The 23,732-nt window shown below is 59.8% G+C and carries 18 protein-coding genes; 8 read left to right on the plus strand and 10 right to left on the minus strand.

Going from position 1 to position 23,732, the window contains the following annotated elements; genetic code table 11:
- Positions 1-348: 348 nt before the first annotated feature.
- The 3 genes from ACO0LO_RS23930 (at position 349) to ACO0LO_RS23940 (ending at position 13,269) form a co-directional block, all read left to right on the plus strand.
- Entirely contained in the window at positions 349-8,742 is an 8,394-nt protein-coding gene (locus tag ACO0LO_RS23930; protein WP_422968114.1) for an SdrD B-like domain-containing protein, read from the plus strand.
- Positions 8,729-12,130, plus strand: a complete 3,402-nt coding sequence (locus ACO0LO_RS23935; protein WP_422968116.1) for a hypothetical protein — start codon at positions 8,729-8,731, stop codon at positions 12,128-12,130. Before ACO0LO_RS23930 ends, ACO0LO_RS23935 begins: the two co-directional genes overlap by 14 nt.
- A gap of 80 nt (positions 12,131-12,210) precedes the next feature.
- Positions 12,211-13,269, plus strand: coding sequence for an OmpA family protein (locus ACO0LO_RS23940; protein WP_422968118.1), 1,059 nt, complete (start codon positions 12,211-12,213; stop codon positions 13,267-13,269).
- An 80-nt stretch (positions 13,270-13,349) separates the two neighbouring features.
- On the opposite strand, the gene ACO0LO_RS23945 is transcribed toward ACO0LO_RS23940, so the two are convergent.
- The 5 genes from ACO0LO_RS23945 to ftsY form a co-directional block, all read right to left on the minus strand.
- A complete protein-coding gene (locus tag ACO0LO_RS23945; RefSeq protein WP_422968228.1) occupies positions 13,350-14,018 on the minus strand; it encodes an O-methyltransferase in 669 nt (222 codons plus the stop codon).
- 103 nt (positions 14,019-14,121) lie between these two features.
- Positions 14,122-15,021: an RNA polymerase sigma factor RpoH gene (gene rpoH / locus ACO0LO_RS23950; protein WP_422968120.1), complete on the minus strand. Its 900-nt coding sequence runs from the start codon at positions 15,019-15,021 to the stop codon at positions 14,122-14,124.
- Between the two features lie 326 nt (positions 15,022-15,347).
- On the minus strand, positions 15,348-16,262 hold the full coding sequence (locus ACO0LO_RS23955) for a cell division protein FtsX (RefSeq protein WP_422968122.1): 915 nt from the start codon (positions 16,260-16,262) through the stop codon (positions 15,348-15,350).
- A 44-nt stretch (positions 16,263-16,306) separates the two neighbouring features.
- Positions 16,307-16,981 carry a cell division ATP-binding protein FtsE gene (locus ACO0LO_RS23960; protein WP_422968124.1) on the minus strand — a complete coding sequence of 225 codons (675 nt, stop codon included), beginning with the start codon at positions 16,979-16,981 and terminating at the stop codon, positions 16,307-16,309.
- Between the two features lie 37 nt (positions 16,982-17,018).
- Positions 17,019-18,137 carry a signal recognition particle-docking protein FtsY gene (gene ftsY / locus ACO0LO_RS23965; RefSeq protein ID WP_422968230.1) on the minus strand — a complete coding sequence of 373 codons (1,119 nt, stop codon included), beginning with the start codon at positions 18,135-18,137 and terminating at the stop codon, positions 17,019-17,021.
- Positions 18,138-18,320: 183 nt separating this feature from the next.
- On the opposite strand from ftsY, the gene rsmD reads away from it, so the two are divergent.
- Positions 18,321-18,956, plus strand: a complete 636-nt coding sequence (gene rsmD, locus ACO0LO_RS23970) for a 16S rRNA (guanine(966)-N(2))-methyltransferase RsmD (protein WP_422968126.1) — start codon at positions 18,321-18,323, stop codon at positions 18,954-18,956.
- Between the two features lie 66 nt (positions 18,957-19,022).
- Here the strand turns inward: rsmD and ACO0LO_RS23975 are convergent, their stop codons facing one another.
- Positions 19,023-19,211: a hypothetical protein gene (locus ACO0LO_RS23975; protein ID WP_422968128.1), complete on the minus strand. Its 189-nt coding sequence runs from the start codon at positions 19,209-19,211 to the stop codon at positions 19,023-19,025.
- Here ACO0LO_RS23975 and coaD point away from each other — a divergent pair.
- Complete coding sequence (coaD, locus tag ACO0LO_RS23980) at positions 19,204-19,698, plus strand: pantetheine-phosphate adenylyltransferase (protein WP_394777308.1); 495 nt, start codon at positions 19,204-19,206, stop codon at positions 19,696-19,698. The genes ACO0LO_RS23975 and coaD overlap by 8 nt on opposite strands.
- 38 nt (positions 19,699-19,736) lie before the next feature.
- Positions 19,737-20,003, plus strand: a complete 267-nt coding sequence (locus ACO0LO_RS23985; RefSeq protein ID WP_422968130.1) for a YfhL family 4Fe-4S dicluster ferredoxin — start codon at positions 19,737-19,739, stop codon at positions 20,001-20,003.
- An 88-nt stretch (positions 20,004-20,091) separates the two neighbouring features.
- On the opposite strand, the gene ACO0LO_RS23990 is transcribed toward ACO0LO_RS23985, so the two are convergent.
- Both ACO0LO_RS23990 and ACO0LO_RS23995 read right to left on the minus strand, forming a co-directional pair.
- Entirely contained in the window at positions 20,092-20,589 is a 498-nt protein-coding gene (locus ACO0LO_RS23990; protein WP_422968132.1) for a hypothetical protein, read from the minus strand.
- A gap of 136 nt (positions 20,590-20,725) precedes the next feature.
- Positions 20,726-21,283 carry a TetR/AcrR family transcriptional regulator gene (locus ACO0LO_RS23995; RefSeq protein ID WP_422968134.1) on the minus strand — a complete coding sequence of 186 codons (558 nt, stop codon included), beginning with the start codon at positions 21,281-21,283 and terminating at the stop codon, positions 20,726-20,728.
- 173 nt (positions 21,284-21,456) lie between these two features.
- Between ACO0LO_RS23995 and ACO0LO_RS24000 the strand changes: the two genes are divergently transcribed.
- Both ACO0LO_RS24000 and ACO0LO_RS24005 read left to right on the plus strand, forming a co-directional pair.
- Positions 21,457-21,612 (plus strand): hypothetical protein, encoded by a 156-nt coding sequence (locus tag ACO0LO_RS24000; protein WP_422968136.1) that lies wholly within the window; start codon positions 21,457-21,459, stop codon positions 21,610-21,612.
- A gap of 60 nt (positions 21,613-21,672) precedes the next feature.
- Entirely contained in the window at positions 21,673-22,605 is a 933-nt protein-coding gene (locus tag ACO0LO_RS24005) for an MBL fold metallo-hydrolase (protein WP_422968138.1), read from the plus strand.
- A gap of 62 nt (positions 22,606-22,667) precedes the next feature.
- Here ACO0LO_RS24005 and ACO0LO_RS24010 read toward each other — a convergent pair whose 3' ends face one another.
- Together ACO0LO_RS24010 and ACO0LO_RS24015 are read right to left on the minus strand one after the other, a co-directional pair.
- Positions 22,668-23,177, minus strand: coding sequence for an SRPBCC family protein (locus ACO0LO_RS24010; protein WP_422968140.1), 510 nt, complete (start codon positions 23,175-23,177; stop codon positions 22,668-22,670).
- Positions 23,167-23,556 carry an ArsR/SmtB family transcription factor gene (locus ACO0LO_RS24015; protein ID WP_422968141.1) on the minus strand — a complete coding sequence of 130 codons (390 nt, stop codon included), beginning with the start codon at positions 23,554-23,556 and terminating at the stop codon, positions 23,167-23,169. Before ACO0LO_RS24015 ends, ACO0LO_RS24010 begins: the two co-directional genes overlap by 11 nt.
- Between the last annotated feature and the right edge of the window lie 176 nt (positions 23,557-23,732).

Below are 23,732 nucleotides of genomic sequence, written 5' to 3' on the forward strand. Positions count from 1 at the left end.
TAGCTGGCACCGGCGAAATTCGCTGCGTGAAAACGTTAATTAACTTGACAATTGACGAGTTAATAATTGTTGACAGTATGAAATTGTTTCCATTGGTACACTACGCAAAATTTATAAATATCCACGGGATTTTATTTGCCTAATATTTATAAATAATTGTTAAAACATAAAAATAATAGCGGTAATTTGTATTGGTAATCACGGGGATTTCGCTGGCAACGGCAAGCTGTGAATCACGCCATTACGCGCCGCATGCAGAATGCCGCGCTGTCTTCCGCAATACCTGTTTCTGGGAAAAGCGCCGGTTTTGAGAATGCAACCGACGTCCATCTGAGGATGACCAGAATCATGAATGCCATTAGTTTCTTGCTGCATAAGATACGCAGTTCTTTTCCTTCCAAGTTTGCCGCGAGGCGGGATAGCCGCGCAGGCGTGCCACGCAGCCGCATCGCGAAACCCACTCTGGGAGCGGGTGCAATGCTGCTGAGTGCAGCCCTGGGTGTGAGCGTCAGTGCGAATTCATACGCGCAGGTGGTAGCGACGTCTGTCACGTCCGCCACCGATCTTGGCCGTAACCAGATTGTTGCCGTCAACGTGGACTGGTCGCGCATCACGACCGGCGCGGGCGACAAGATCACGGTCACCATACCAGCCGAACTGACCGCCAACCCGCCCGCGCCGCCCGCCGGCTGCGTGTACACCGCGCCCAGCATGGTGTGCGACGTGCCGGACGGCACTGCAGGCGACGGCGGCACGATCACTTTCCAGGTGAAGGGTTTTGCGCTGGGCGGCTTCAACCTGAACGCCACCGGCACTTCGCCGCCGGCAGCGACCTTCTCCGGCACGGTCAACAGTACCGGCGACGTCACTATCGGCAAAACCAAATCTTCGCCCGCCGGCAATCCGGTGGCGGGCGCTACCACCGTATTTACGCTGACGCCGCAAATCGCCTCCGGCGACGATGTGCCGACGGGCGGATCCATGGTCGTCGTGGACAACCTGCCGGGCACCTCCGCCGATTATGGCCTGAACAGCGTCACTTTCACCGGCATTACGCCATCGTGCAACTCAGCTTCCAGCGCCAACGGCAGCCGTACGCTGACCTGTACCTATGCAGGTCCGTTCACCGTCGCAGCGCTGAATGCTAGCTCCATCATTGTCAGCGGTGCGCCGGGCAACAACGGCGCGTTTGCAAACACCGCGTCGATATCTTCGGCCAACAATAAATATTTCGATTCCAATAACGGCAACAACACCGTGACGGTCAACTACACGGTGGATCCCGGCACGGATGTCCAGGCGCTTGGCAGTTTTCCTTCCGCTGCGCAAATCGTCAGCACGTCGCAGCCACTGTCCATCACGTATAAAAACAATGGTCCTCTGGTCAGCATTGCCGGCGGCATCGTGGAAACCATCGTGCCCGCGAGTTTCACCATCGGCGCCTTGCCGGCCGGCTGCACATCGACGGCGGCCCAGTCCCGCACCGTCAGCGGCACTACCTACAACGGCACGCTGGTCAGCTGTACCGCAGCTGCCGTCTCAATCGCCGCCGGCCAGTCTTTCAGCATTCCGCTGACGATGCCGTCGGCCGCGGAAGCATCCAGCTTCCCGGTACTGGTAACACCTCCGCCCGGTATGGGTGATGCCAACCTGGGCAATAACACACTGCTGCTGCCTTACCAGATCGTCAATCCGTTTGCCGACTTGCGCGCGTCCAAGAGCAAGACGCCGGGCGGCCCGCAGCCTTCCGGCACGTCGGTCACCAGCACGCTGACCATCACCAATGATGCGGCCAGCCCCAGTGCTGCAGCCTATAGCGCCGGCCAGCCTTTGCGTATCGTTGATTTTGCCCGTCCGGAAGAGGTCAGCGGCGGCACGGTCAGCGGCGTCACCGCTGGGTGGACCTGCTCGGTTGCTACCGGCATCACGCCTCCCGCTTTTGCCGGCGACAGCAACAGGACCACGCGCATCACCTGCAGCAATGTCGGCCCCGGCAGCCTCGCCGTGGGCGCTTCCACATCAGTCAGCTTTACATCGACCATTGCCGCAGTGGCATCGCCGATAGAACTGACCAACCGCGCCTGTACCGGTTCCCAAGCACTGGCTGCGCTGAGCCTGGCCGACACCGCCGGCCCTCAGCCGCCGGATGGCGGCCGTACCGGCAACGACTGCGCCGACGCAGGCAGCGGCCTGATTGCGACGCCGGTGGTGTCCGGCAATGCGCAGGTCAGCATCAAAAAAGAGTCGTCGGTGGACAATACGACTTACTTCGACGCGGTAGGCAGTGCGCCTACACTACTGGGCGGAGCCAATACCCTTTACTGGCGCATGACGGTGACCACGCCAACCGTGGGCGCCAATGCCGCCCAGCAGACTATTCCCACGCTGCTGCTGACCGATACGTTGCCCGGCATCGTCAATGTCACCAGCACCGGCGCACCGGCGCCGGACTTCAAGACCCCGGCGATTATCGTCACCACAACACCATCCACTTTCGGCAGCTGCCCGAATATCGCCGCAGGCGACAATGGCCTGACATGCTCGTTCTCCAATGTACCCGCCGGCACAACGATCATCGTGGATGTGCCCGTATCGCGCGCGCTGACCGGCGGCATCCTGAGCAACACCGCCACACTGACTTCGCCCAACGCGATCCTGAGCGCCCCTGCCGGCGGCCAGTTGAATGACGCGGCCGCCGTCAACGTCGTACCGCGCGTGGACGTGGCGCTGACCACCAAGACCGTAACGCCCACGACGCCGTCCGTCGGCCAGATCGTGCAGTTCAACATCACTGCGGAAAACCTCGGCGTAGCCGACATCACCGGCGCAGGCCAGTTCACCATTACCGACACGCTGTTTACCGGCACGCCCACGCTGTCCACGGTTGCGTATGAAGTCGTCAGCGTGACACCGTCCAATGCCGCCAAGATGAGCTGCGCGGCAAGCAACCTGAGCACCGGCGCCATTTCCTGCACGAACACCGCGCAGATCAACCGCTATGAAACGCAGACCATCGTCATCAGCGCGCGTATCAAGAAGCCTACGGGTATCGTATCGGCCGCCAACAGCATCCTGTACACCGGCGTCACCAATACCGCATCTGTTGTTCTCGATTCCAGCTATTGCGAATTCAGGACGGAAACCAGCACTGTGCCGGTTTCCACGTCCACTGCCTGTAACGACGCTGCAGCCACGTCCAATAACAGCAAGACCGCGACCTTCGATGTCAAAGTGCCTGCCATCGACCTGCAGCAGGGCAAGGTCCGTGTGCTGCCGGTCGGCCAGACTTCATTTGCGATCGGCGACCAGTTGCGCTACCGCTTCAGCATCCGCAACGCCGGCCCATCACGCGCCGAAGGCGTCATCATGACCGACGTGCTGACCATTCCTGCCGGGTTCCACCTGGCGATGGCCAGCGCCATGCCGGACAACATCAATGGCGCTGCCGCCAGCGCCGGCTTTACGCTGGATAGCAAAGCGGTCACCTGTATGCAGGCCAGCCAGGATCAGGCTGTCACCTGCCAGCTGGATGCGACCGTGGCAAACGACTTCCTGGATGCAGGCAAGGAAGTCAACTTTGAAATTGCCATGAACATGACCGGCACGTCGTCGTCGCCTATCGTGTTCGGCAATGCTGCGCATGTATGCGCGGATGAAACCAATACCTATGAAAGCTCCGGCAAGTGTTCAGCAGATCCTGCCATCGCCGGCAACAACCTGGCAGCGGTCAATGACGTGATCTTTCCCAAGACCGATCTGGAAGTCGTCAGTAAAACCCGCATCACCGCCAGCCCGGTCGATATCAACCAGCCGGTGCAATACCAGATCGTCGTGCGCAACAACGGCGGCAGCAGTACAACCGGCATGCGCGTCAAGGATTTCCTGCCGCCGAATTTTGAATTCCTGACCGGCACCGTCAACGGCGTCAATTACACGCCGACCGTCGTCAAGGGCAGTTTCGCCGGTCTGGCGCTGGATGCGGGAACGCCTATTACTTGCGCAGCCAGCCCGGCGTCGCTGACGGCCACCGGCCAGTCGCAAACCGTCAGCTGCGACCTGCTCGGCACCTTCCCCGGCAATAACGGTGCGACCAATGTACTGACGCTGACACTGTATGCACGCGCCAAATACGACATCTTTACCGGCCCCTTCCTGACCGACCGCCAGAACCAGGCGACAGTGGAACCCGGCAAAGACAGTACCGGCACCGATATTTCCATCGATCCTATTCCCGGCAACAGCGACAACACCAATACCAACGGCCGCGCACAGACGCAGGTCAAGGATGCATCGCTCGGCGGTCGTACTTTTGCCGACCTGAACAACAATGGCATCCAGAACGGTACTGCAGCGGGCCAGGATGAAGGCATAGGCGGTGTGACGATCACGCTGACAGGCACTGATCTGTATGGCAATGCCATCAGCAAGAGCGTCACTTCCAACGGCGCCACCGGCGCAACAAAAGGCGACTACCTGTTCGACGGCCTGCCACCTTCCAGCACCGGAGCCGCCAACGGCTATACGGTCACGCAAACCCAGCCTGCAGGCTTCCTGATCAACGGCACGCCGCAGCCGGGCACTGGCACGGCAAGCGCCGGCACCGCATCCAACAACAATGGCACATCCCCTGTACTGAGCCTGATATCCAATGTCAATTTGGCATCCGCGCAAAATGGCATCAGCTTCAACTTCCCGGAGCCGGGCGGTTCGGCGCTGGAATTATCCGGCTTTGTCTATGCAGACACCAATAACAACGGCGTCAAGGATGGCGGAGAAGCCGGCATCCTCGGCGTCGTCATGACCCTGTCCGGCTACGGTTTCGGCGCCAACGGCGTAGATGACAATGGCGGCGGCGACGATCTGCCAGTCTCCAATGCGACAGTCGCATCCAGCACCACCGCGACGACCGACTCTAGCGGCAAATACACTTTCGTGCTGCTGCAAACCGGCAAGTACACGGTAACCGAGCAAACGGCACAGCCTGCTGTCGGCGGCGTGACCACGCTACGCGGTATCACCACGCCCGGCACGGCGGCAGGCGGCACACAAGGCTGCGTGGAAACAGCCACTGCGTGTATTGTGCCGACCGGCGTCGCCCCTTCCCCTGCCACCGCAGGCCAGGGCGAAACATTGACCACGGTGACACAGGAGCTGGCAGGCGCCGGCACCGCCAGCGCGATCAAGTATATCCTCCCTTCCAGCGGCAACAGCTCGCTGAACAATAACTTCGGTGAAGTACTTCCGGGCAGCATCGCCGGCTTCGTCTTCAAGGAGCGTACGCCCGGCAACCCGACACCGGTACCGAACCAGAACTATCAGCCCGGCACCGATGCGCCTTTCGGCGGTGTGACATTGACGCTGTCCGGCACCGATGACCTCGGCAACGCAGTAAGCGCGACGCAGATAAGCAGCGGCACCGGCGCCTACCTGTTCGCCGGCCTGCGCCCCGGCACTTACACGGTCACCGAAACCCAGCCTGCCGGCATCGTCAGCGCGACTCCCGGCGCCTTCGCCGGCAAGGACCAGGGCGCCACAGTGCGCGGCACGGTAAGCAGTTCGGAAATCATCGGCAGCATCGCGATTGCCGCAGGCCGCCAGGTCACGGATACCAATTTCGCCGAGATCAGCAACGATCCTCCCGCAGTACTGGTGCAGGTCAGCGGTAAGGTGTGGATAGATAACGATTCCAGCCAGACCCAATCGTCCACGGAAAAGAACCTGTCGAACATCTTTGGTTCAGATTCTGCAAGCACCCTGTATGCGGGCGATCTGGTAGTCAGGATTACCGACTCCGTGGGCGCGGTGCAGCTGGTCGCAGTCGCCGCCGATGGCACTTACCATGCCAGTGTTCCGCCCGGCGCCGTCACGGTGCAGGTAGTCGGCCCGGCCAACTACAGCAACACCACAAATAACCAGAGCCAGAACCTGGCAGCGGCCGTCGGCGCCGGGCCTACGTCATGCCCTGCACCTATCGGCTCGCAGCCTGCAAATAATTTCTGCCCGATAGGCTACCGTCCGCCATCAGGCAATATCATCGGCCACGTATTTTTCGACGATAACAAGGACCGTAACCAGAACGGCAGCGAGCCCAATTACTCAGGTACGAGCATCACGGTCAAGCTGCTGAACCCGGACGGAACGCCAGTGTTGGGCGGCGACGGCAAACCGGTAACGGCGGTTGTTGATGCCAACGGCGACTACACGTTCACCAACATCCCTGTCGGCAATTACCTGACCCAGCTGGCCGGTCCGGGCAATATCACGCAGACGACTCCGGGAACAGAAGCGCAGAACATTATCGTCACCTCCGGCCAGACCACCGGCCGCTGCCCTGCGTATGTCACTCCCGGCGCCAAGGCCGCGTGCGTTGTCGATACCGGCTATGCACGCTCTTCGCCTGACCTGGTCGTCACCAAATCGACGGCTAAAGCGACTTTCACCGAAGGCTACACCGCGACTTATACGCTGAGCGTCGCAAACGCCGGCAGCCAGCCTACCGCCGGCAGCTACACGGTCACCGACCGCCTTGCTGTTACGGCAGCGCCGCAGAAATGGGCGATCAATGCCGCCAGCGGCAATGGCTGGATCTGCACCATTTCCGCCGACCGCATCAGCGTGGCCTGCGACAGTACACTGGTGCTGCAACCGGGGCAAAGCAACCCTAACGCGATTTCGCTGGCGGTGGATATCCGCAGCGGCGCGCAGGCGGCCAGCCCTGTCCGTAACGTGGTCAGCGTGGCAGGCGGTGGCGAGAGCCCGTCCACCCAGCCCACTTCCGGCGAGTTGGCCAACCCGCCGCTGTGCGCGGCGACCCCGCAAGCTAATGTATGCCACGTGGATACGCCGATACAGTTTGCAGCGGGCCTCAGCGGCAGCGTCTGGCTGGATGGCGGCATGCTGAAAAAAGGCCTGGACGGTGGCGACAAGCTGCTGCCGTCGTGGACAGTGGAACTGTACGACATGAGCAACCCGGCCAACGCCACGCGTTCGTTCAGCGACATCATTCGCTCCGGCCCGACGGTATCCACTACGACCAACAGCAACGGTTTTTACCAATTCCTGAACCTGGAACCGGGTTCGGTCTACCGGGTTGTGTTCCGCGATCCGGCCAGCCGCATCGTATTCCCCGGCGTGGTCACCAACAACGAAGGCACGACCACCGGCGCCGACTACTTCTCGCAAGTGGTCACGCGCGACGGTTACCAGGTGCTGGAAGTACGCCTGCCGGTGCCGCGTTCAGCCGGCCAGATCACCGCACCGGAGCAAAGCCTGCCGATAGACCCGAACGGTGTCGTGTACGACTCCACGACACGCCTGCCGGTGCCGGGCGCCATCGTCGCCTTTGTTCCGACTGATATCTGCGCCGGCTATTCGCCGCAGCAGCACGTGATCAACTACGAGTCCTATGCCAAGGATGCGCAGGGCAATCCGGAAATGACGGTAGGTAGCGACGGCTTCTATAAATTCCTGCTGTCCGGCGATCCGACTGCGCCTGCCAACTGCAAGTTCTCGCTGGTGGTCACGCCGCCTGCGGGCTACCTGCCTGCGCCGTCCGGCATCATCAAGCCAAGTTCGCCGCTGATGACGCCGCCGGCTCCCGGCGTGCTGGAAGTACAGCCGCAAAAAACGCCGCCTACCGGTACGCAGAGCACGACCTATTACCTGACGCTGCAAGCCGGCCGCCAGGACCAGGAAATCGTGAACAACCATATTCCGCTGGACCCGTATTCCGGTTCCAACTTGGCGATCACAAAAATTGGCTCCACCGATGTCGTGGAACTGGGCGACAGCCTGCTGTACACGATACAGGTCTTCAACCGCGGCGCGGTGATTGCGGCCAAGACCACCGTCATCGACAGCATGCCTGCCGGTTTCCGCTACATTGCCGGCAGCTATCGCCTTAATAATGTTGCGAAGGCCGATCCGGCCGGCGGCGCCGGTCCCGTGCTGCAGTTTGCCGTAGGCGATATTCCTGCAGCTTCGTCGATCACGCTGACCTATCGCGCCAGGGTGGCGGTAGGCGCCCAGCAGGGCGACGGTATCAACCGCGCGCAGGCAGTGTCAGGCAATGCCAGTTCCGGCGAAGCGCGCTGGAAAGTGCGCGTCACCGGCGGCGTGTTCACCGATGATGCCTGCATCCTCGGCAAGATCTTCGTCGACTGCAACGGCAACCATATCCAGGACAAGGAAGAGCTGGGCATTCCCGGCGTGCGCCTGTACATGGAAGACGGTACATCGCTGATATCCGATTCCGAAGGCAAGTACAGCATCTGCGGCGTATCGCCCCGCACCCACGTGCTCAAGGTCGACAAGCTGACTCTGCCGCGCGGCAGCCGCCTGACAACCAGCAGCAGCCGCAATGCCGGCGACGCCAACAGCCTGTTCGTGGATCTGCAGAACGGCGAACTGCATCGCGCCGATTTCATCGAAGGCAGCTGTTCCAACACCGTGCTGGAACAGGTGAAGGCGCGCCGCGGCCAGGGCGAAGTCAGCGTGCCGCAGACCGAGAAAAAACAAACCCCGGGCCTGCGCTTTGAAAGCAAGGGCAGGATGGCGCCGCAAGAAGCGACCGATTCCGCCAACCAGCAAGCGGTCAAGCCCCGGTATGCGGTGCCGCCGGACGGGCCGCCGCTACCCGAGCCGATAAGGCGATCCGAGCATGAACAGGATGTCCCAACACCGTTGTTACCTATGTTGTTACCCGCTAGTCAGGCACAGGGAGGCGCACATGTCGGCAAATAAACGCAGCGCACACCCGGTGCGCCCAGGCAGCCTGCCGTCTGTCCGCAGGCCGGCAGGCAACAAACAAAAGGGAAAACAGCTGGCGGCACGCTGCAGCATGCTTACGCTGGCGCTTGCTTGCGCCTATCCGCAGATGGCAGCAATGGCGCAGGAGGCGTCCACGTCCTACACCGGCATAGCCGGTGACAGCCGGGGCCTCAACCCGGCATCGAATATGGTGCCCGCAGGGCGGCCGGAAGTATTCCGCCAGACAATAGGCGCAACGGACTATTCCGCCAATGCGCAGGTGGCGAAAATCATTGTTGAACTGGACCGCGACGGCATCCCCGCCGATGGCCAGACACCGGTGAAATTCACCATACGCCTGCTGGGCCGCGACGGCAAGCCGGTGCAGGGCAGCAGTTTTGCGACGATAGAAAACACCGGTGGCCGCATCCAGCTGCCCAAGGCCAGGACCGATGAACTCGGTCCCGGCAGGCGCGACCTGGACAAGGCAACGCCGGGCACGCAGCTAAAGGTGGAAAACGGCGTTGCCGAATTCTCGCTGATCGCACCGGCCGAACCGATGGACGTGCGGGTGCGCATCACCGCCGGCGCCGAGGAAGCCACAGGCAGCATCAGCTTCCTGCCTGAGTTGCGCGAGATGGTCGCGGTGGGCCTGGTGGAAGGCATCATCAACCTGAACAATATCGCCACGTCGCAACTGGCGCAGACGCGCAACAGCGACGTCTTCGAGCAGGAAATCCGCGACTTCAGCCGCAGCTTCTCCAATGGCAAGGGCAGCTACGCCTACCGTACCGCGTTCTTCCTGAAAGGCATGGTCAAGGGCGAATACCTGCTGACGGCAGCCTACGATTCCGACAAGCAGACGCAGACCAACCTGATGCGGGACATCCAGCCCGACCAGTTCTATCCGGTGTATGGCGACAGCTCGGTCAAGGGTTTCGATGCGCGTTCCGTCGCCAAGCTGTACGTGCGTGTGGACAAGGATAAAAACTACCTGCTGTTCGGCGACTACGATACTGGCGCCGGGTTTGCGCAGATGACGGGCGGCGGCAGCACCGCCAGCCTGGCCATGCGCCAGCTCGGCAATTACAGCCGCACGGTCAACGGCCTGCGCCTGCACGGCGAAAACAGCAACTACGTCGCCAACCTGTTCGCCAGCAAGGACAGCCTGAAACAGGTCGTCGAGGAATTCGCCGGGCGCGGCGTATCCGGTCCGTATTCGGTGTCCAATAACAGCGGCGTGACCAACAGCGAAAAAGTGGAAGTGCTCGTGCGTAACCGCAACCAGCCCTCGCAGATCATCAGCTCCACGCCGATGACGCGCTTTGTCGATTATTCGTTTGACCCGTTCTCCGGCCAGGTATTGTTCACGCAGCCTATTCCGGCCGCCGATGCCAACCTGAACCCGGTATCGGTGCGCATTACCTATGAAGTGGACCAGGGTGGCGAACAATTCTGGCTGGTCGGCGCAGACGGCCAGGTCAAGCTGAGCAAGAATGTCGAAGTCGGCGGTTCCTATGTGAAAGATGAAAATCCGCTTGCGCCTTACCTGCTGAACAGCGCCAACCTCGGCATACGGCTGAGCGACCACACGCTGCTGGTGCTGGAAGCGGCGCATACCACCAGCACCGTCAATACCGGCACCGGCGTCAACAGCTATACCACGCCTGCACTGGCCAACCGCGTCGGCGAAGTCAGCGGCAATGCCATGCGTGCCGATCTGCACCACCAGGGTGAAACCTGGGACCTGCGCGCCTTTGTGGCCAAGAGCGATGCCGAGTTCAACAACCCGGCAGCGTCGTTCAACGGCGGCCGCGTGGAAGGCGGCCTCAAGGTCAATGCGGACGTCACTGATAGCGTGAAAGCCTATGGCGAACTGCTGCATTCCGAGGACAAGATTGCCGATGGCAAGCGCGACGGCGCGCAAGTCGGCGTACAGCTGAAAGCCACCGACAAGCTGACAGTGGATGTCAGCGTGCGCAAGTCGCGTGAAGAGCGTAGCCAGAACGGTGCCGACATCACAACGCCGACGCCGATCACTGCGCCGCTCGGCAACGGCGTGGGCACCGATTCCATCGTCAGCAATGGCGGCGGCGGTTTCTTCGGCAACGGCAGCGACGCCATCAATCCAACCACCGGCACCTCGGTGTTGAACGGGAATTCAGCCTTCCCGGTCAGCGGCGGCACGATATTGCCGGGCTCGCTGGACAGCACCTCCGTCAGCCTGGGCGCCAGCTACAAGCTGACCGACAAGCTGACTGTGCGCGGCGTTGCCGAAAACAGCATAGAAGGCGACCGTTACCGCCGCGTGGCAGTGGGCGCGGATTACCAGCTGGCAGAGCGTACGCGGCTGTACGGGCGCTATGAAACCAATAGCGGCCTGGCATCGCTGTATTCGCTGAATCCGGATGTGCGCAGCAATGTGTTCGTGGCCGGCGTCGATACCAGCTATATGAAGGGCGGCCAGGTGTTTTCCGAATACCGCATGCGCGATGCGGTCGAGGCGCGCGACCTGCAGGCGGCATCCGGTATCCGCAATGTATGGGATATCGACGAAGGCCTGCGTGCGTCCACCAGCGCCGAAAGGCTGACGGTATTTGCCGGCTCCGGTGCGCAGGCGACTGCGCTGACCGGCGGCATCGACTACTCTGCCAATCCGCTGTGGCGCGCATCGGCCAGGCTGGAATGGCGGCGTACCGACGACAGCCTGGGCGCAGCCGGTTTCGACACCTACCTGTCGACAATTACGCTGGCACGCAAGCTGAACCGCGACTGGACCATGCTGGGCCGTAACTACCTGCTGTACACCGACAACAAGGACAAGGGCGACATCATCCAGGACCGTTTCCAGGTGGGCGCCGCCTATCGCGACAACGACACCAACCTGGTCAATGCGCTTGCCAAGTATGAGTACGTGATCGAGCAGGATGACAGCATAGACCCGCGCAGCATGCGCAAGACGCACATCCTGTCCGCGCATGCCGATTATCACCCGAGCCGCCCATGGTGGTTTACCGGGCGGGTTGCCGGCAAATATGTGAAGGAAGATATCAGTGCGGTGCGCGACAGCTATACGGCCATGCTGATGGGCGGACGATTTACCTACGACATCAGCGAACGCTGGGATCTGGGCGCCTCTACCAGCGTGCTGTACAGCCCGCAGGGCGCGGCACGCCAGTGGGCGCAGGGAGTCGAAGCCGGCTATCAGGTGCAGACCAACCTGTGGGTATCGGCAGGCTTCAACTGGAGCGGTTTCTACGACCGCGACCTGACAGCCTCCGACTACACCACGCGCGGCGTCTACCTGAGGCTGCGCTGGAAGTTTGACGAAGACCTGTTCCGCGGGAAAAATCCGGACGTGAACCGGGCGCTGGACCGCTAGCCGCCGTGCTGAGGCAATATCGAGGCAAGATGGAAACAAGATTCAACCAAGAGTCACAAAAAAGTCACTGAAAAGAGGCAATGATGAAATTGAAATTACCTACCTTCCGTAAGGCTGGCGGCGCTGCGGTTACTCTCGCTGCAGCCGTGGTTGCGCTGTTGGCGCAGGGTACCGCAGGTGCGCAGACGCTGAATCCGCAGCAGGACAGGATCAGCGACGAAGCGATCCACGCCGATTACCAGACCTATGAGGCAACCCAGGGCAGGATCAGGGCGTTGAACGACGGTGGCCGCCGCATCGCCGATTACCACCTGTCCAAAGCCCAGTGCTGGCTGAACGTGTCCTTCCACGAATATACGCGTAACGACCGCAGCGCCTTCCCTCAGGAAGCGCTGGATGAATCGGCCAAGCTGATCCGGCTGATGGAAGCCAAGGCCAGCCCTCTGCCTATGGATACGCCGCTGGTCAACAATGCAGAGCGCCTGCGCCCGGACCTGTGGGACAAGGCACTGAAACTGCAAAGCCATCCAGGTTTCCAGTGCGTACAGCAGCGCGTCGCCTGCGGCGAGGTCGAGCTGGTGCATGCCGGCAATGAGAGCCGCCAGCAAGGCTGGCGTCATGCCAAGCCCTATGTGCAGATTGCCGAAGACCAGATCAGTGCTGCCGAAATCGAGGCTGATGCCTGCGTACCCAAGCCGGCAGTCGCTACGGCGCCCACGCCCGCGCCGCAAGTCGTTGCCCAAGCCGCCAAGCCTGTGCATCTGATCGCCAACCTATTGTTCCAGCATGATAAATTCGCCAAAGACAAGATACTGCCGGCGACACTGGCGCAACTCGATGAAACACTGGCAAAAGTCAGGCGTGAAGGAGTACAACTGACCGAAGTGAAACTAACAGGCTTTGCCGACCGCACGGGCAAGCCAGCCTACAATGCTGCGCTGGCAGCGAAGCGCTCCGCCACTATCAAGAATTATCTGATAGAGCAGGGCATCCCCGCAGGCATCCTGCGCGTCGATTCCAAAGGTGATGCCAACCAGCTTGAGCCCTGCCGCGACAAGTTCCAGGCGCTGGCCGAAGAGCTGCAATGCCTCACACCAAACCGCCGCGTAGAAGTGGAATTCAGTTGGGCAGGAAAATAAATAGTTTTACCTGACAAGCCGCGCCGAGAAATCAGCGCGGTTTTTTTATGTCTGAAGATGTTCAGCCTGTGTCCAGCCACTCAACCGATGACTATCGCCATAGAAAATCCGTCATAGCCCTTGCTGCCCACGGTCTGCAGCGCTGTTGCGGATAGGCGTGGGTGCCCTGCCATCAGATCGAAGAAGCTGCGCACGCCGATTACATTGCTGTCCGTGCTGGCGGCATCGCTCACTGCGCCGTTACGCACTACGTTGTCGCCGATGATGACAGTACCTGGCCGCGCCAGGCGGAGCGACCATTCCAGGTACAGTGGATTGCTGGGTTTGTCCGCGTCAATAAAAACAAAGTCAAACGGCGCGATGCCCTCTAGTTCCAACTGGGGCAGGGTATCCGCCGCCTTGCCGATACGGATATCCACCCGGTGCGCTAGCCCCGCGCGCTCTATATTACGGCGCGCTACTTCCGCATGCGCCGCGTTGGCTTCCAGCGTCACCACGCGCCCGCCTTCTGGCAGCGCGCGGGCCAGCCATATCGTGCTGTAACCACCCAGCGTGCCAAACTCCAGTATGGTTTTCGCTCCTTGCATCTGTACCAGTAAATGCAGGAACTTACCTTGGTTGGGCGCGACATTATGTGGCGGCAAGCCAGCGGTATCGCTGTCGCGCAGTGCCTGCTCCAGTGCGCTGTCGGTTTGCACCAGGCGCTCGCAAAAATAGGCATCCACGTCAGTCCATGTTTCCTGGCTCATCATTTATTCCTCAGGGGGGTGTAGGCAAAAAAAAACCTCCGGGAATTGCTTCCGGGAGGATTTTTGTGTCTGCCTTGGTCAGGCTGGTATTTTGCAAAATCAATCAAGCAAAATTAGCCAGTGCGCCTTTCATCTTCTTCAATGCCGCGCTTTCGATCTGGCGGATGCGTTCGGCAGAGACGCCGTATTCGCTGGCCAGCTCATGCAGGGTTGCGCCTGAGCCGTCATCATTTTTCAACCAACGCTCTTCCACGATACGGCGCGAGCGTGGGTCCAGCTTGGACAACGCAGTTGCCAGGCCTTCAGTCTGCAGACGGTCGTAAGCCTGCGCTTCCAGCATGCGCGTAGGTTCTTCCGCTTCCGTTTTCAGGTAGGCGATAGGCGCGAATTTTTCATCATCGTCGTCGGTCGGTGCATCCAGGGCCACATCGCGGCCGGACAGACGCATTTCCATTTCGATGACTTCTTCACGCTTTACATTGAGTTCCTTGGCAAGCGAATCTACTTGCTTCGGAGACATCGCATCCAGGCCTTCCTTATGGCTACGCAGGTTGAAGAACAGCTTGCGCTGTGCCTTCGTTGTCGCAACCTTAACCAGACGCCAGTTTTTCAGGATGTACTCATGCATCTCCGCCTTGATCCAATGCATGGCATAGGACACCAGGCGCACGCCCTGGTCAGGGTCGAAACGCTTCACGGCTTTCATCAGGCCGATATTGCCTTCCTGGATCAAATCTGCATGCGGCAGGCCATAACCCAGGTAACCGCGGGCGATGGACACCACCAGGCGCAGATGCGATAGAACCAGCTGCTGCGCAGCATTCAAATCATTGTTTTGGCTGAGTTTTTTAGCCAGATCAATCTCTTGCTCATGGGTCAACATAGGCAGGCGATTGACAGCGGAAATATAGGCATCGATATTACCGAGCGTCCCGGTAAAACCAAGTGCCAGCGCTGTACTATCCGAAGATTGCATCACGGGGTGTGTTGCTGAATTAGTCATTCTTCCTCCTCATTGCCGCCGGTGAAAAACAGCTTGGTTTAATTACCAAACCGTAACCGACCATTTCTAGCCACTATATTAGCACTCTCTCGGTTTGAGTGCTAATACTCCAAATTCATATGCTAACAATGGATAAATTACTATCAATTTCCAGTAATCAATTTGGATTTGCTATACAACTTAGAGTGAAGAAATGGCGGAAAGTTGCATCTACGGGTGAATATTAAGGCGAAATTGTAGGACACGCGGTGCGCTAAGCCACGTACCGGCACATATTGGGTGCTCCGGCGGAAATATCAATACTTGCGCAGACGCGCGTTAGTTTGTCAGCTTGCGCGAGACAGTTGGCGCCGCACCGAGAGAAAAGCGCCGCACAGGCCAAGGGCCGTGCTCACCGCCAGCAAGGCTGCGCTGGGCAATATTCCCAGCGGCACCAGGTGGAATTCGGACGCATACAGCTTGGCGAATTCGGCAATCGCCTGGTTCAGCGGCTGTAGCGAAACCGCGATCAGCCCCATCGCCGCGCCGCCGGCCAGCAGGCCCAGCAGTGCGCCGGTATAGTAATAAGGGCGGTGGATAAAGCTATTGGTCGCGCCCAGCATCTTGGCCACGGTGATTTCCGCCTGGTGCGAGATCACCTGCAGCCGTGTGGCATTAAACACCACCACCACCACCACGACCGCCAAAGTTGCCGCCAGGAACAGCAACGATAGTTGCAGCACCTGCACCAGCGCTGCCAGCCGCTTGACCCAGGCCGAATCCACCTGCACCACATCCACGTCCGGCAATGTCTTCAATTGCTGCGCCAGCGCATCGACCCTGGCGGCGTCCGCGTTGGACAAGGACACCACGTAGGCATCCGGCAAGGGGTTGCCGCCCAGCGTGGACAGCACTTCGGCCAGGCTGGAGGTTTCTTCTATCGCCGCCAGCGCCTTGTCCTTGGTCACAAAGTTCACGCGCGCGCTGACATTGGCATCTTTCAGCATTTTTTTCAGAGGTACAGACAATGCAGTCGCGGTCGCGCGCGGCGTTGCCGGCAGCATGAAGATGCTGATTTCCGGCTCTATCGACAGCTGCGACGACACCGGACGCACGTTCTCTATCAGGGTGAGGCCGGCAATCGGCAACGCCAGGGCGATGGCGACCACCAGCACATTGAACAGGAAGTTGCCGGGGCTCACACGCAGGTGCGACCACGCGCTTTTCAATGCAAAACTGTGCTGACGGAACCAGACTCTCATCGTTTCAACCCCATATCGATTTTTATTATGTACGTGGCACGTTCTCAGGCGGCGATGGCGGAATGCCAGGAATCGGTGACCACGCCGTTGCTGAGGTAGATCACGCGGCTGGCTTTGTCCAGGAACTGTTCGTCATGGCTGGAGATGATGCAGGTGACGCCCGCGCTCTGGAAAGCCTTCAGCGCGCCCAGCACCTTGTTGGCATTGTCGCGGTCCAGGTAAGCGGTAGGTTCATCCGCCAGGATGATCTGTGGCCGGTTGACAATCGCGCGGGCAATTGCCACGCGCTGCTGCTCGCCGCCGGACAAAGCCTGCGGCAGCGCATTTGCCTTGTCTGCCAGGCTGACCTTTTCCAGTGCGGCACGCGCACGGCTTTCCGCTTCGCCGGCGGATGCGCCGGTGACGACCAGCGGCAGCATCACATTGGCCAGCACGCTGCGATCCAGCAGCAGCTTCTGTTCCTGCAAAATCAGGCCGAGCTTGCGCCGCAGGTAGGGCAGGCTGCCGCTTTTGAGCTTGCCGATGTCCTGCCCGTTCACGCTGACGGTGCCGCTGCTGGGTTTCTCCACGCCGGCGATCATTTTCAGCAGCGTCGATTTACCGGCGCCGGAAGGGCCGGCCAGGAAGATCAGTTCGCCTGCCGCGATGGACAGCGACACATCGCGCAATGCATACACATCGCGCGAATATTCCTTGGACACGTTGCGAAATTCGATCATGGGCTAGTGGAATCCATTCAGGGCGAAGCGATAAGTGTTAATTCAACAGGGCGTCGACGAATTCTTGCGCATTAAAGGGCTGCAAATCTTCTATCTGCTCGCCGATGCCGATGAAATATACCGGCACAGGACGGGTTTTGGCAATCGCCGCCAGCACGCCGCCCTTGGCGGTGCCGTCCAGCTTGGTGATGACCAGGCCGGTCAGGCCCAGCGCATCGTCAAAGGCCTTGACCTGTGTGAGCGCATTCTGGCCGGTATTGCCGTCGATGATCAGCAGCACTTCATGCGGCGCGCTGTCCATGCCCTTGGCGATGACGCGCTTGATCTTTTTCAGCTCTTCCATCAGGTGCAGCTGGGTAGGCAGGCGGCCTGCAGTATCGATCATCACTACATCGGTGCCGCGCGCCTTGGCAGACGCCACCGCATCAAACGCCACGGCGGCCGGGTCGCCGGATTCCTGGGCGATCACCGTCACATTATTGCGCTCGCCCCAGATTGTCAGCTGCTCGCGGGCGGCGGCGCGGAAGGTATCGCCGGCCGCCAGCACGACGGACTGTTTGTGGGTTTGCAAGTGCTTGGCCAGCTTGCCTATGGTGGTTGTCTTGCCGGCGCCGTTGACGCCTGTAATCATCATCACCAGAGGCTGGTAGCGGCCCAGTTCCAGTGGCTTTTGCAAAGGCGTCAGCAGGTCCAGCAGCAATGCTTTCAGCGCAGTCTTGACCTGTTCGGCTTCGGTCAATTTCTCTTCCTTGACCTTCCTCTTCAGCGAATCCAGCAGGAATTGCGTTGCTTCCACGCCCGCGTCCGACATCAGCAGTGCTGATTCCAGTTCTTCATACAGGTCGTCGTCAATCCGGGCGCCGACAAACAGCGTCGTCAGCGTGGAAGAGGTCTTGGACAGGCCGGCTTTCAACCGCGACAGCCATGAACGCTTCTGTTCAGGGGCGGGGGCTTCCGGTGTGACAACAGGTTCTTCCACCACAATAGCCGCCGGTACGGCTGCGGCAGGCTGCGGCACGGGCTCTGTGTGCGGGGCGGATGGCGCCTGAGGGTGCGCTGGCGGCACCGGCTGTGCAGGTTGTGCCTGTTGTGCCGGTTGTGCCTGTGGCGCTGGCGCCGGTTCTTCTTTGGGTTTTTTCTTGAAAAAGCTAAACATCGAATAGGGGGGCGATTGCGGTTGGTGGGCAGTTTTTGCCAGCATCAATGCCTGCAAAAAGCTACAATGCCTAGCATTCTAACAGAGCGCGGTACTCCCCCAAACCGGCGCCAGGCTTTTAGTAGTAAATTTGCATTGTCCGCGCATCCATCGCATCAACTTTATTTCCAAGATCGTCCATACATGAACGCAGTAGCAAAAAAACGGCACCCCAATCCGACCACACGCGCCCCGCACCAGGTGCGCATCATAGGCGGCCAATGGAAGCGTACCCCGCTGGCTGTGGTGGAGGCCGAAGGCCTGCGCCCCACGCCCGACCGCGTGCGTGAAACCGTGTTCAACTGGCTGGGTCACCTGCTGGACGGCTCCTGGGCGCAACTGAACTGCCTGGACCTGTTTGCCGGCAGCGGCGCGCTCGGCTTTGAAGCCGCCAGCCGCGGCATGGGCAGCGTGACGATGGTGGAATACCACACGCCGGCCTTCCGCCAGCTGGACGCCGTCAAGCAAAAGCTGCAAGCCGTCCAGGTAACGCTGCTGCGCGCCGATGCGCTGACCGTGGTGCAGGCCATGGCCGGGCGCGGCCAGAAATTCGACCTGATCTTCCTGGACCCGCCGTACAAGCTAGGCCTGCTGCCCAAGATACTGCCGTACTGCGCCGACATGCTGGGCGCCAAGGGCATCGTCTATGTGGAATCGGAAGTGCCGCTGCAGGGTGAAGACGTGGACGAAAGCACGGCGGCCATGCTGGAAGGCTGGAGCGTGCTGCGCGCCGATCACGCAGGTAGCGTATATTTCCATATACTGCAGCGCAATAATTAGCCCGGTGGACTGCCTGAAATTCAGGCATAATGCCCGGATATATTGGTGCGCTGGACTCTAAATTCATCAATTTGGTGCATGCAACAGGATGGTGATCGCAGCGGACAGGGTGTCTACATACAAGCAGGGGAAGCGATCCTTGCCGTAGTTTGCCTTGTCCCGAACCGGTTTCATCAGGTTGATTTGCCCCAAGCGGTGAACCGGGATGCCGCCGGCACACACATCATGACAATAAGAGGGAGAGAAGATGGTCACAGCCGTTTATCCGGGTACTTTTGATCCACTGACCCGCGGTCACGAAGATCTGGTGCGTCGCGCATCGGGCTTGTTTGATACGCTGGTGGTGGGCGTTGCCGACAGCAAGAACAAAAAGCCTTTCTTTTCCCTGGAAGAGCGCCTGACGATAGCCAACGAGGTACTGGGCCACTATCCGAACGTGCGCGTGGAAAGCTTCTCCGGCCTGCTGAAGGATTTTGTCCGCAAGAACGACGCCCGTGTCATCGTGCGCGGCCTGCGCGCGGTATCCGATTTTGAATACGAGTTCCAGATGGCCGGCATGAACCGCTATTTGCTACCCGATGTCGAAACCCTGTTCCTGACGCCTTCCGACCAGTACCAGTTCATCTCCGGCACCATCGTGCGCGAGATTGCGATGCTGGGTGGCGATGTGTCCAAGTTTGTCTTCCCGTCCGTGGACAAATGGCTGCAGCAAAAGGTCCTCGCTGCGACCGAAGGCAAATAAGCGCAGAATGACGGGATTTTAGTAAAGTAAGAATTTGTATGGCACTGCTGATTACCGACGACTGCATCAACTGCGATGTATGCGAGCCCGAATGCCCCAATGAAGCAATTTATATGGGGCAGGAAATCTATGAGATAGACCCCAACAAATGCACTGAATGCGTGGGGCATTTCGACGAACCGCAGTGCCAGCAGGTCTGCCCTGTTGCCTGCATCCCGTTCAACCCGGCCTGGCGCGAAACGCCGGAGCAGTTGATGGCCAAGTATGAGCGTCTGCAGGCCGAGGCAACTGCCAAGGCGAAGTAAGCCCCGGCGCTAATCTTCGCCCGCCGGGCAAGGTATCAGCAGCGGGGAGTATTCCCTGGCCCGTGCAGCAAAGCCGCATAGGCTGCTCTCACAAACACTCTTCCACATATTCCACAGAGGGCTCCTTGCCCGCGCGCACCGTCACCACCTTGCCCTTGCTTTCTTCAAACAGCAAGGCGGCGCGGCCATCTTCCGCCGGCAAGATCAGGTAGTGGCCTTCGTCATCATATTTATGCGGCTTGACCTGCAGTTCCGGGTGCGCCGCCTTCACGCGCTCCAGTGGCATACCCAGCTTTACGCCGGCGGAATTCCTTATGCTGGATGCTGCATCTGCGCGCGTCACGATGTCTTTTTCCACCATGAAGCGTATGCCCGGATATTTGCGGAAAGTGACAAAGCTGCACGCATACTCGCGCTGTTTCGGCACGGCGGTTTGCCTGAGCGCCGCTTCAGCATCGGCAAGCGGCGTGCCGAAAAGGATCGCGCCGTAGCCAGTGGGAGAAAGGACGGCTGTCTCCGCATGGGCAGAAGCACAGCAGCAAAGGGCAATCAGCAGGGCGGCGGTCCGGCTCAAGAGCATGGGCATGGTCGTTGTGCAATTTGGATGGATTAACGGGCGGCTGTGCCGCCCCGTGTGGCTGTCATTTTAGCAAATCTTGCACTCCACGGCGGCAATCTTTCGGGCTGGCCGCAAGGCAGGCCAAAACTCCGGCCAGGCCTTATCAGGCCTGCTGCTGCTCCGCCATCACGGCAATCTGCGCCCTGGTTTCGTTGATGATTTCATCCGACAGCTCAGGATCGTCGCTGACCCGCGCCATGATCACGGCGCCCACCATTGCCGCCCAGCTGGCGATGGCGATGCGGCGTTTTTCAGCGTCGCTGCCGCCGGGAGTGTTGCGCGCAAAGCCGTCTATGCGCGAGCGTATCGTTTCTGTCATGGCGGCCCTGGCGGCGGGCGGCTGGCGCGTGGTTTCCGAGCCCAGCCCGGCGATATTGCAGCCGCCTGCGCGGTCGGCGCGGTGGCGTGCGGACAGGTAGTTTTCCGCAAAGGCGACCGGACCGACTTCCGCCTTGGGTTTGCTGTTGCGATAAGCCAGCGCCTGGGCGATCAGGTCGCCCTTGGATTTGAAGTGGCCGTAAAAGCCGCCATGGGTCAGCCCAGCCGCCTTCATGACTTCAGCCAGTGTCACCGCATCGTAGCCGTGCTCGCGGAAAAGCCGGCCGGCAGCTTCCAGGATGCGCTGCTGGTTCGCTTCATACTGTTCACGGCTCACCTTCATCGTATTCTCCTGACCAAAACAGGTAATTTACATGCTTCTTCACACCAGATCAATGATGATATACGACATCTTTATTGCCCTATTACTACAGGGTTTCTGGAAAAAATCTTTCCGCCAACCTTTATTCATCGTTTGATTGACAAGGCGCTTTTCCGTGGATTATAGTCACAATCATGTTGATAGACATGATTGTGTTTTGGGGCATGCAGGCCGCGTTAGGCAAGCCGGAAAGCGAAAACATTGTCGCTGCATGTTCATGTTTATTGTCTATTCTTAAAGCAGCAGCACTCGCCTGCCAGCGCCGTGTGCCGGGCTTGGTTGAGGCTTGAGGTTTGATGCTGAAGGTTTGCCGGTGGATTTCTTTGCGTTATCTTGATATGAGGTGTTGAATGAAACGTCGCGATATATTGAAACTGGCGTCACTCGCCATGGTTCCCCTGTTGCCGGGGGCAGCAATGGCCGCTATGGAAAACAAGCCAGGAGCCTTGCGCTACAAGGTGTTCACCGCCACCCGCCCCGGGCTGAGCCGCGATCTGCCGCCCGGCAAGGAATCGTTGATGTGGGTGGCGAACTCATCAACGCTGATCTATGGCGAGCGCGATGCGGTGCTGGTGGACACCTTCCTGACCGTGGAGCAATGCAAGGGTCTGGCAGACCAGATCGCCGCCACCGGCAAGACGCTGAAAGCCATCTATGTCACCCACGCGCACGGTGACCATTTCTTCGGCCTGAAAGTATTGCAAGACCGTTTCCCCAATGCCAAAGCACTGGCGATGCCGGCCGTGGTGGCAACCATGAAGATACAAAGCACGCCGGAAAAACTGGATGCGCGCTGGCGCAAACTGTTCCCCAACCAGTTGTCCGACGTGATTTCCGTTGCCGAGCCGATGGAGGGAAATGAGATAGAACTGGAAGGCAACAAGCTGGTTGTCGTCAATGTCGGCCATACCGATACCGACAATTCCACCGTGCTGCACGTGCCGTCCATCGGCCTGGTGGCTGCGGGCGATGCCGTGTATAACGGCATCCACCCTTTCCTGATCGAATCCAACCGCCAGAACCGCCTGGAATGGATCGCCGCGCTGGACAAGATAGAAGCGCTGAAACCGGTCAACGTGGTGGCTGGGCACAAGATCCCCACCAATGACGACAACCCGCGCAATATTGCAGAAACGCGGCAGTACATCCGCGACTTCATCCGCATCAACGATGAAACCAAAACCGCGCGTGAACTGTACGACAAGATGCTGGCGCTCTATCCGGACCGCGCCAATCCTGGCTCGCTGTGGAGCTCCGCCGCGGCGGCCAAGGCCGAGGTGTAGCACTGGCTGCGGAGAATGCCGGCCGCAGCCGGCATTCTCCGCATCGGTTTGGTAGGGATTAGTCAGGCCGGCAGCAGGTATTCCGCCAGCTGGTCAAACGTGCCGCCATAACCTTGCGCCATGGAAGAATGGAGTTCCACGAAATACTGGTACTCCGCGTCCGTGGCGCCAAAGGCTTGTGCTCGCAAGCTGACGGTGGTTTGCCCATCCTGTTCGGTAAAACGCACGCTGTTCAATATCTCCAGCGGGCAGAGCTCGCTGAACGGCGCACGCGCCATGCCGCATTGTTCATTGGAAAATGAATTCAGCCACACAATGTCCTGTAGCGGCACAATGTCGCGGTAATTGAAGCGCCCCCACATCGCAGACGCACCTTCAAAGTTCATCGCATAATGAACGAAGCCGCCCGGCCGGAATTCAAAGCGGTGCAAGTCGATGACACAACCCTTCGGCCCCCACCATTGCCTGAGCCGGTCAGCCTCGCTCCACGCTTTCCACACGGTTGCCAGCGGCAGCTTGAAATGGCGCGTGATCGTGAACACGCCCCTATCTTCATTGTTATCAGCGGACATCTTTCTTCCCTTTCTTTGCAGGCGTCAGCGGCGGCGCTTGCACAGATGCGTGCGCCGGGGTTTGGGTAGACAGTAAAAATGCATCCAGCCGGTCGAAACTGTCTTCCCACAAGTTGCGGTAAGCATCCACCCATTGCGCAATCTCCTTCATCCTGCCGGCCTCCAGCCGGCAGGGCCGGGTTTGCGCCGCGCGGCTGCGTGAAATCAGGCCGGCATGCTCCAGCACCTTCAGGTGGCGCGAGATGGACGGCTGTGTCATGTCGAAGGGCTCTGCCAGCTCATTCACGGTGGCCTCGCCGGAGGCCAGGCGCGCAAGGATGGCGCGGCGGGTAGGGTCGGCGAGGGCGGCAAAGGTCAGGTCGAGTTCGTTCGCGTGCATAATATAGCCAAGTTGTTATATAGCTTAATATGAATATAGACCGTGCAAGCCGGGATGTCAACCAAGTGGGCCGCCAGCGCATTGACTCCAAAGGCAATCAAGCGCATGCAATGATGTAAAGTGCGTTTAGGCGCAGAATGCAGTAAACAGGATAGGGCAGGGCAGTGAAGGTCGCT

Origin of the sequence: Undibacterium sp. TJN25 (assembly GCF_049339885.1) — a bacterium.
GTDB lineage: Bacteria > Pseudomonadota > Gammaproteobacteria > Burkholderiales > Burkholderiaceae_D > Undibacterium.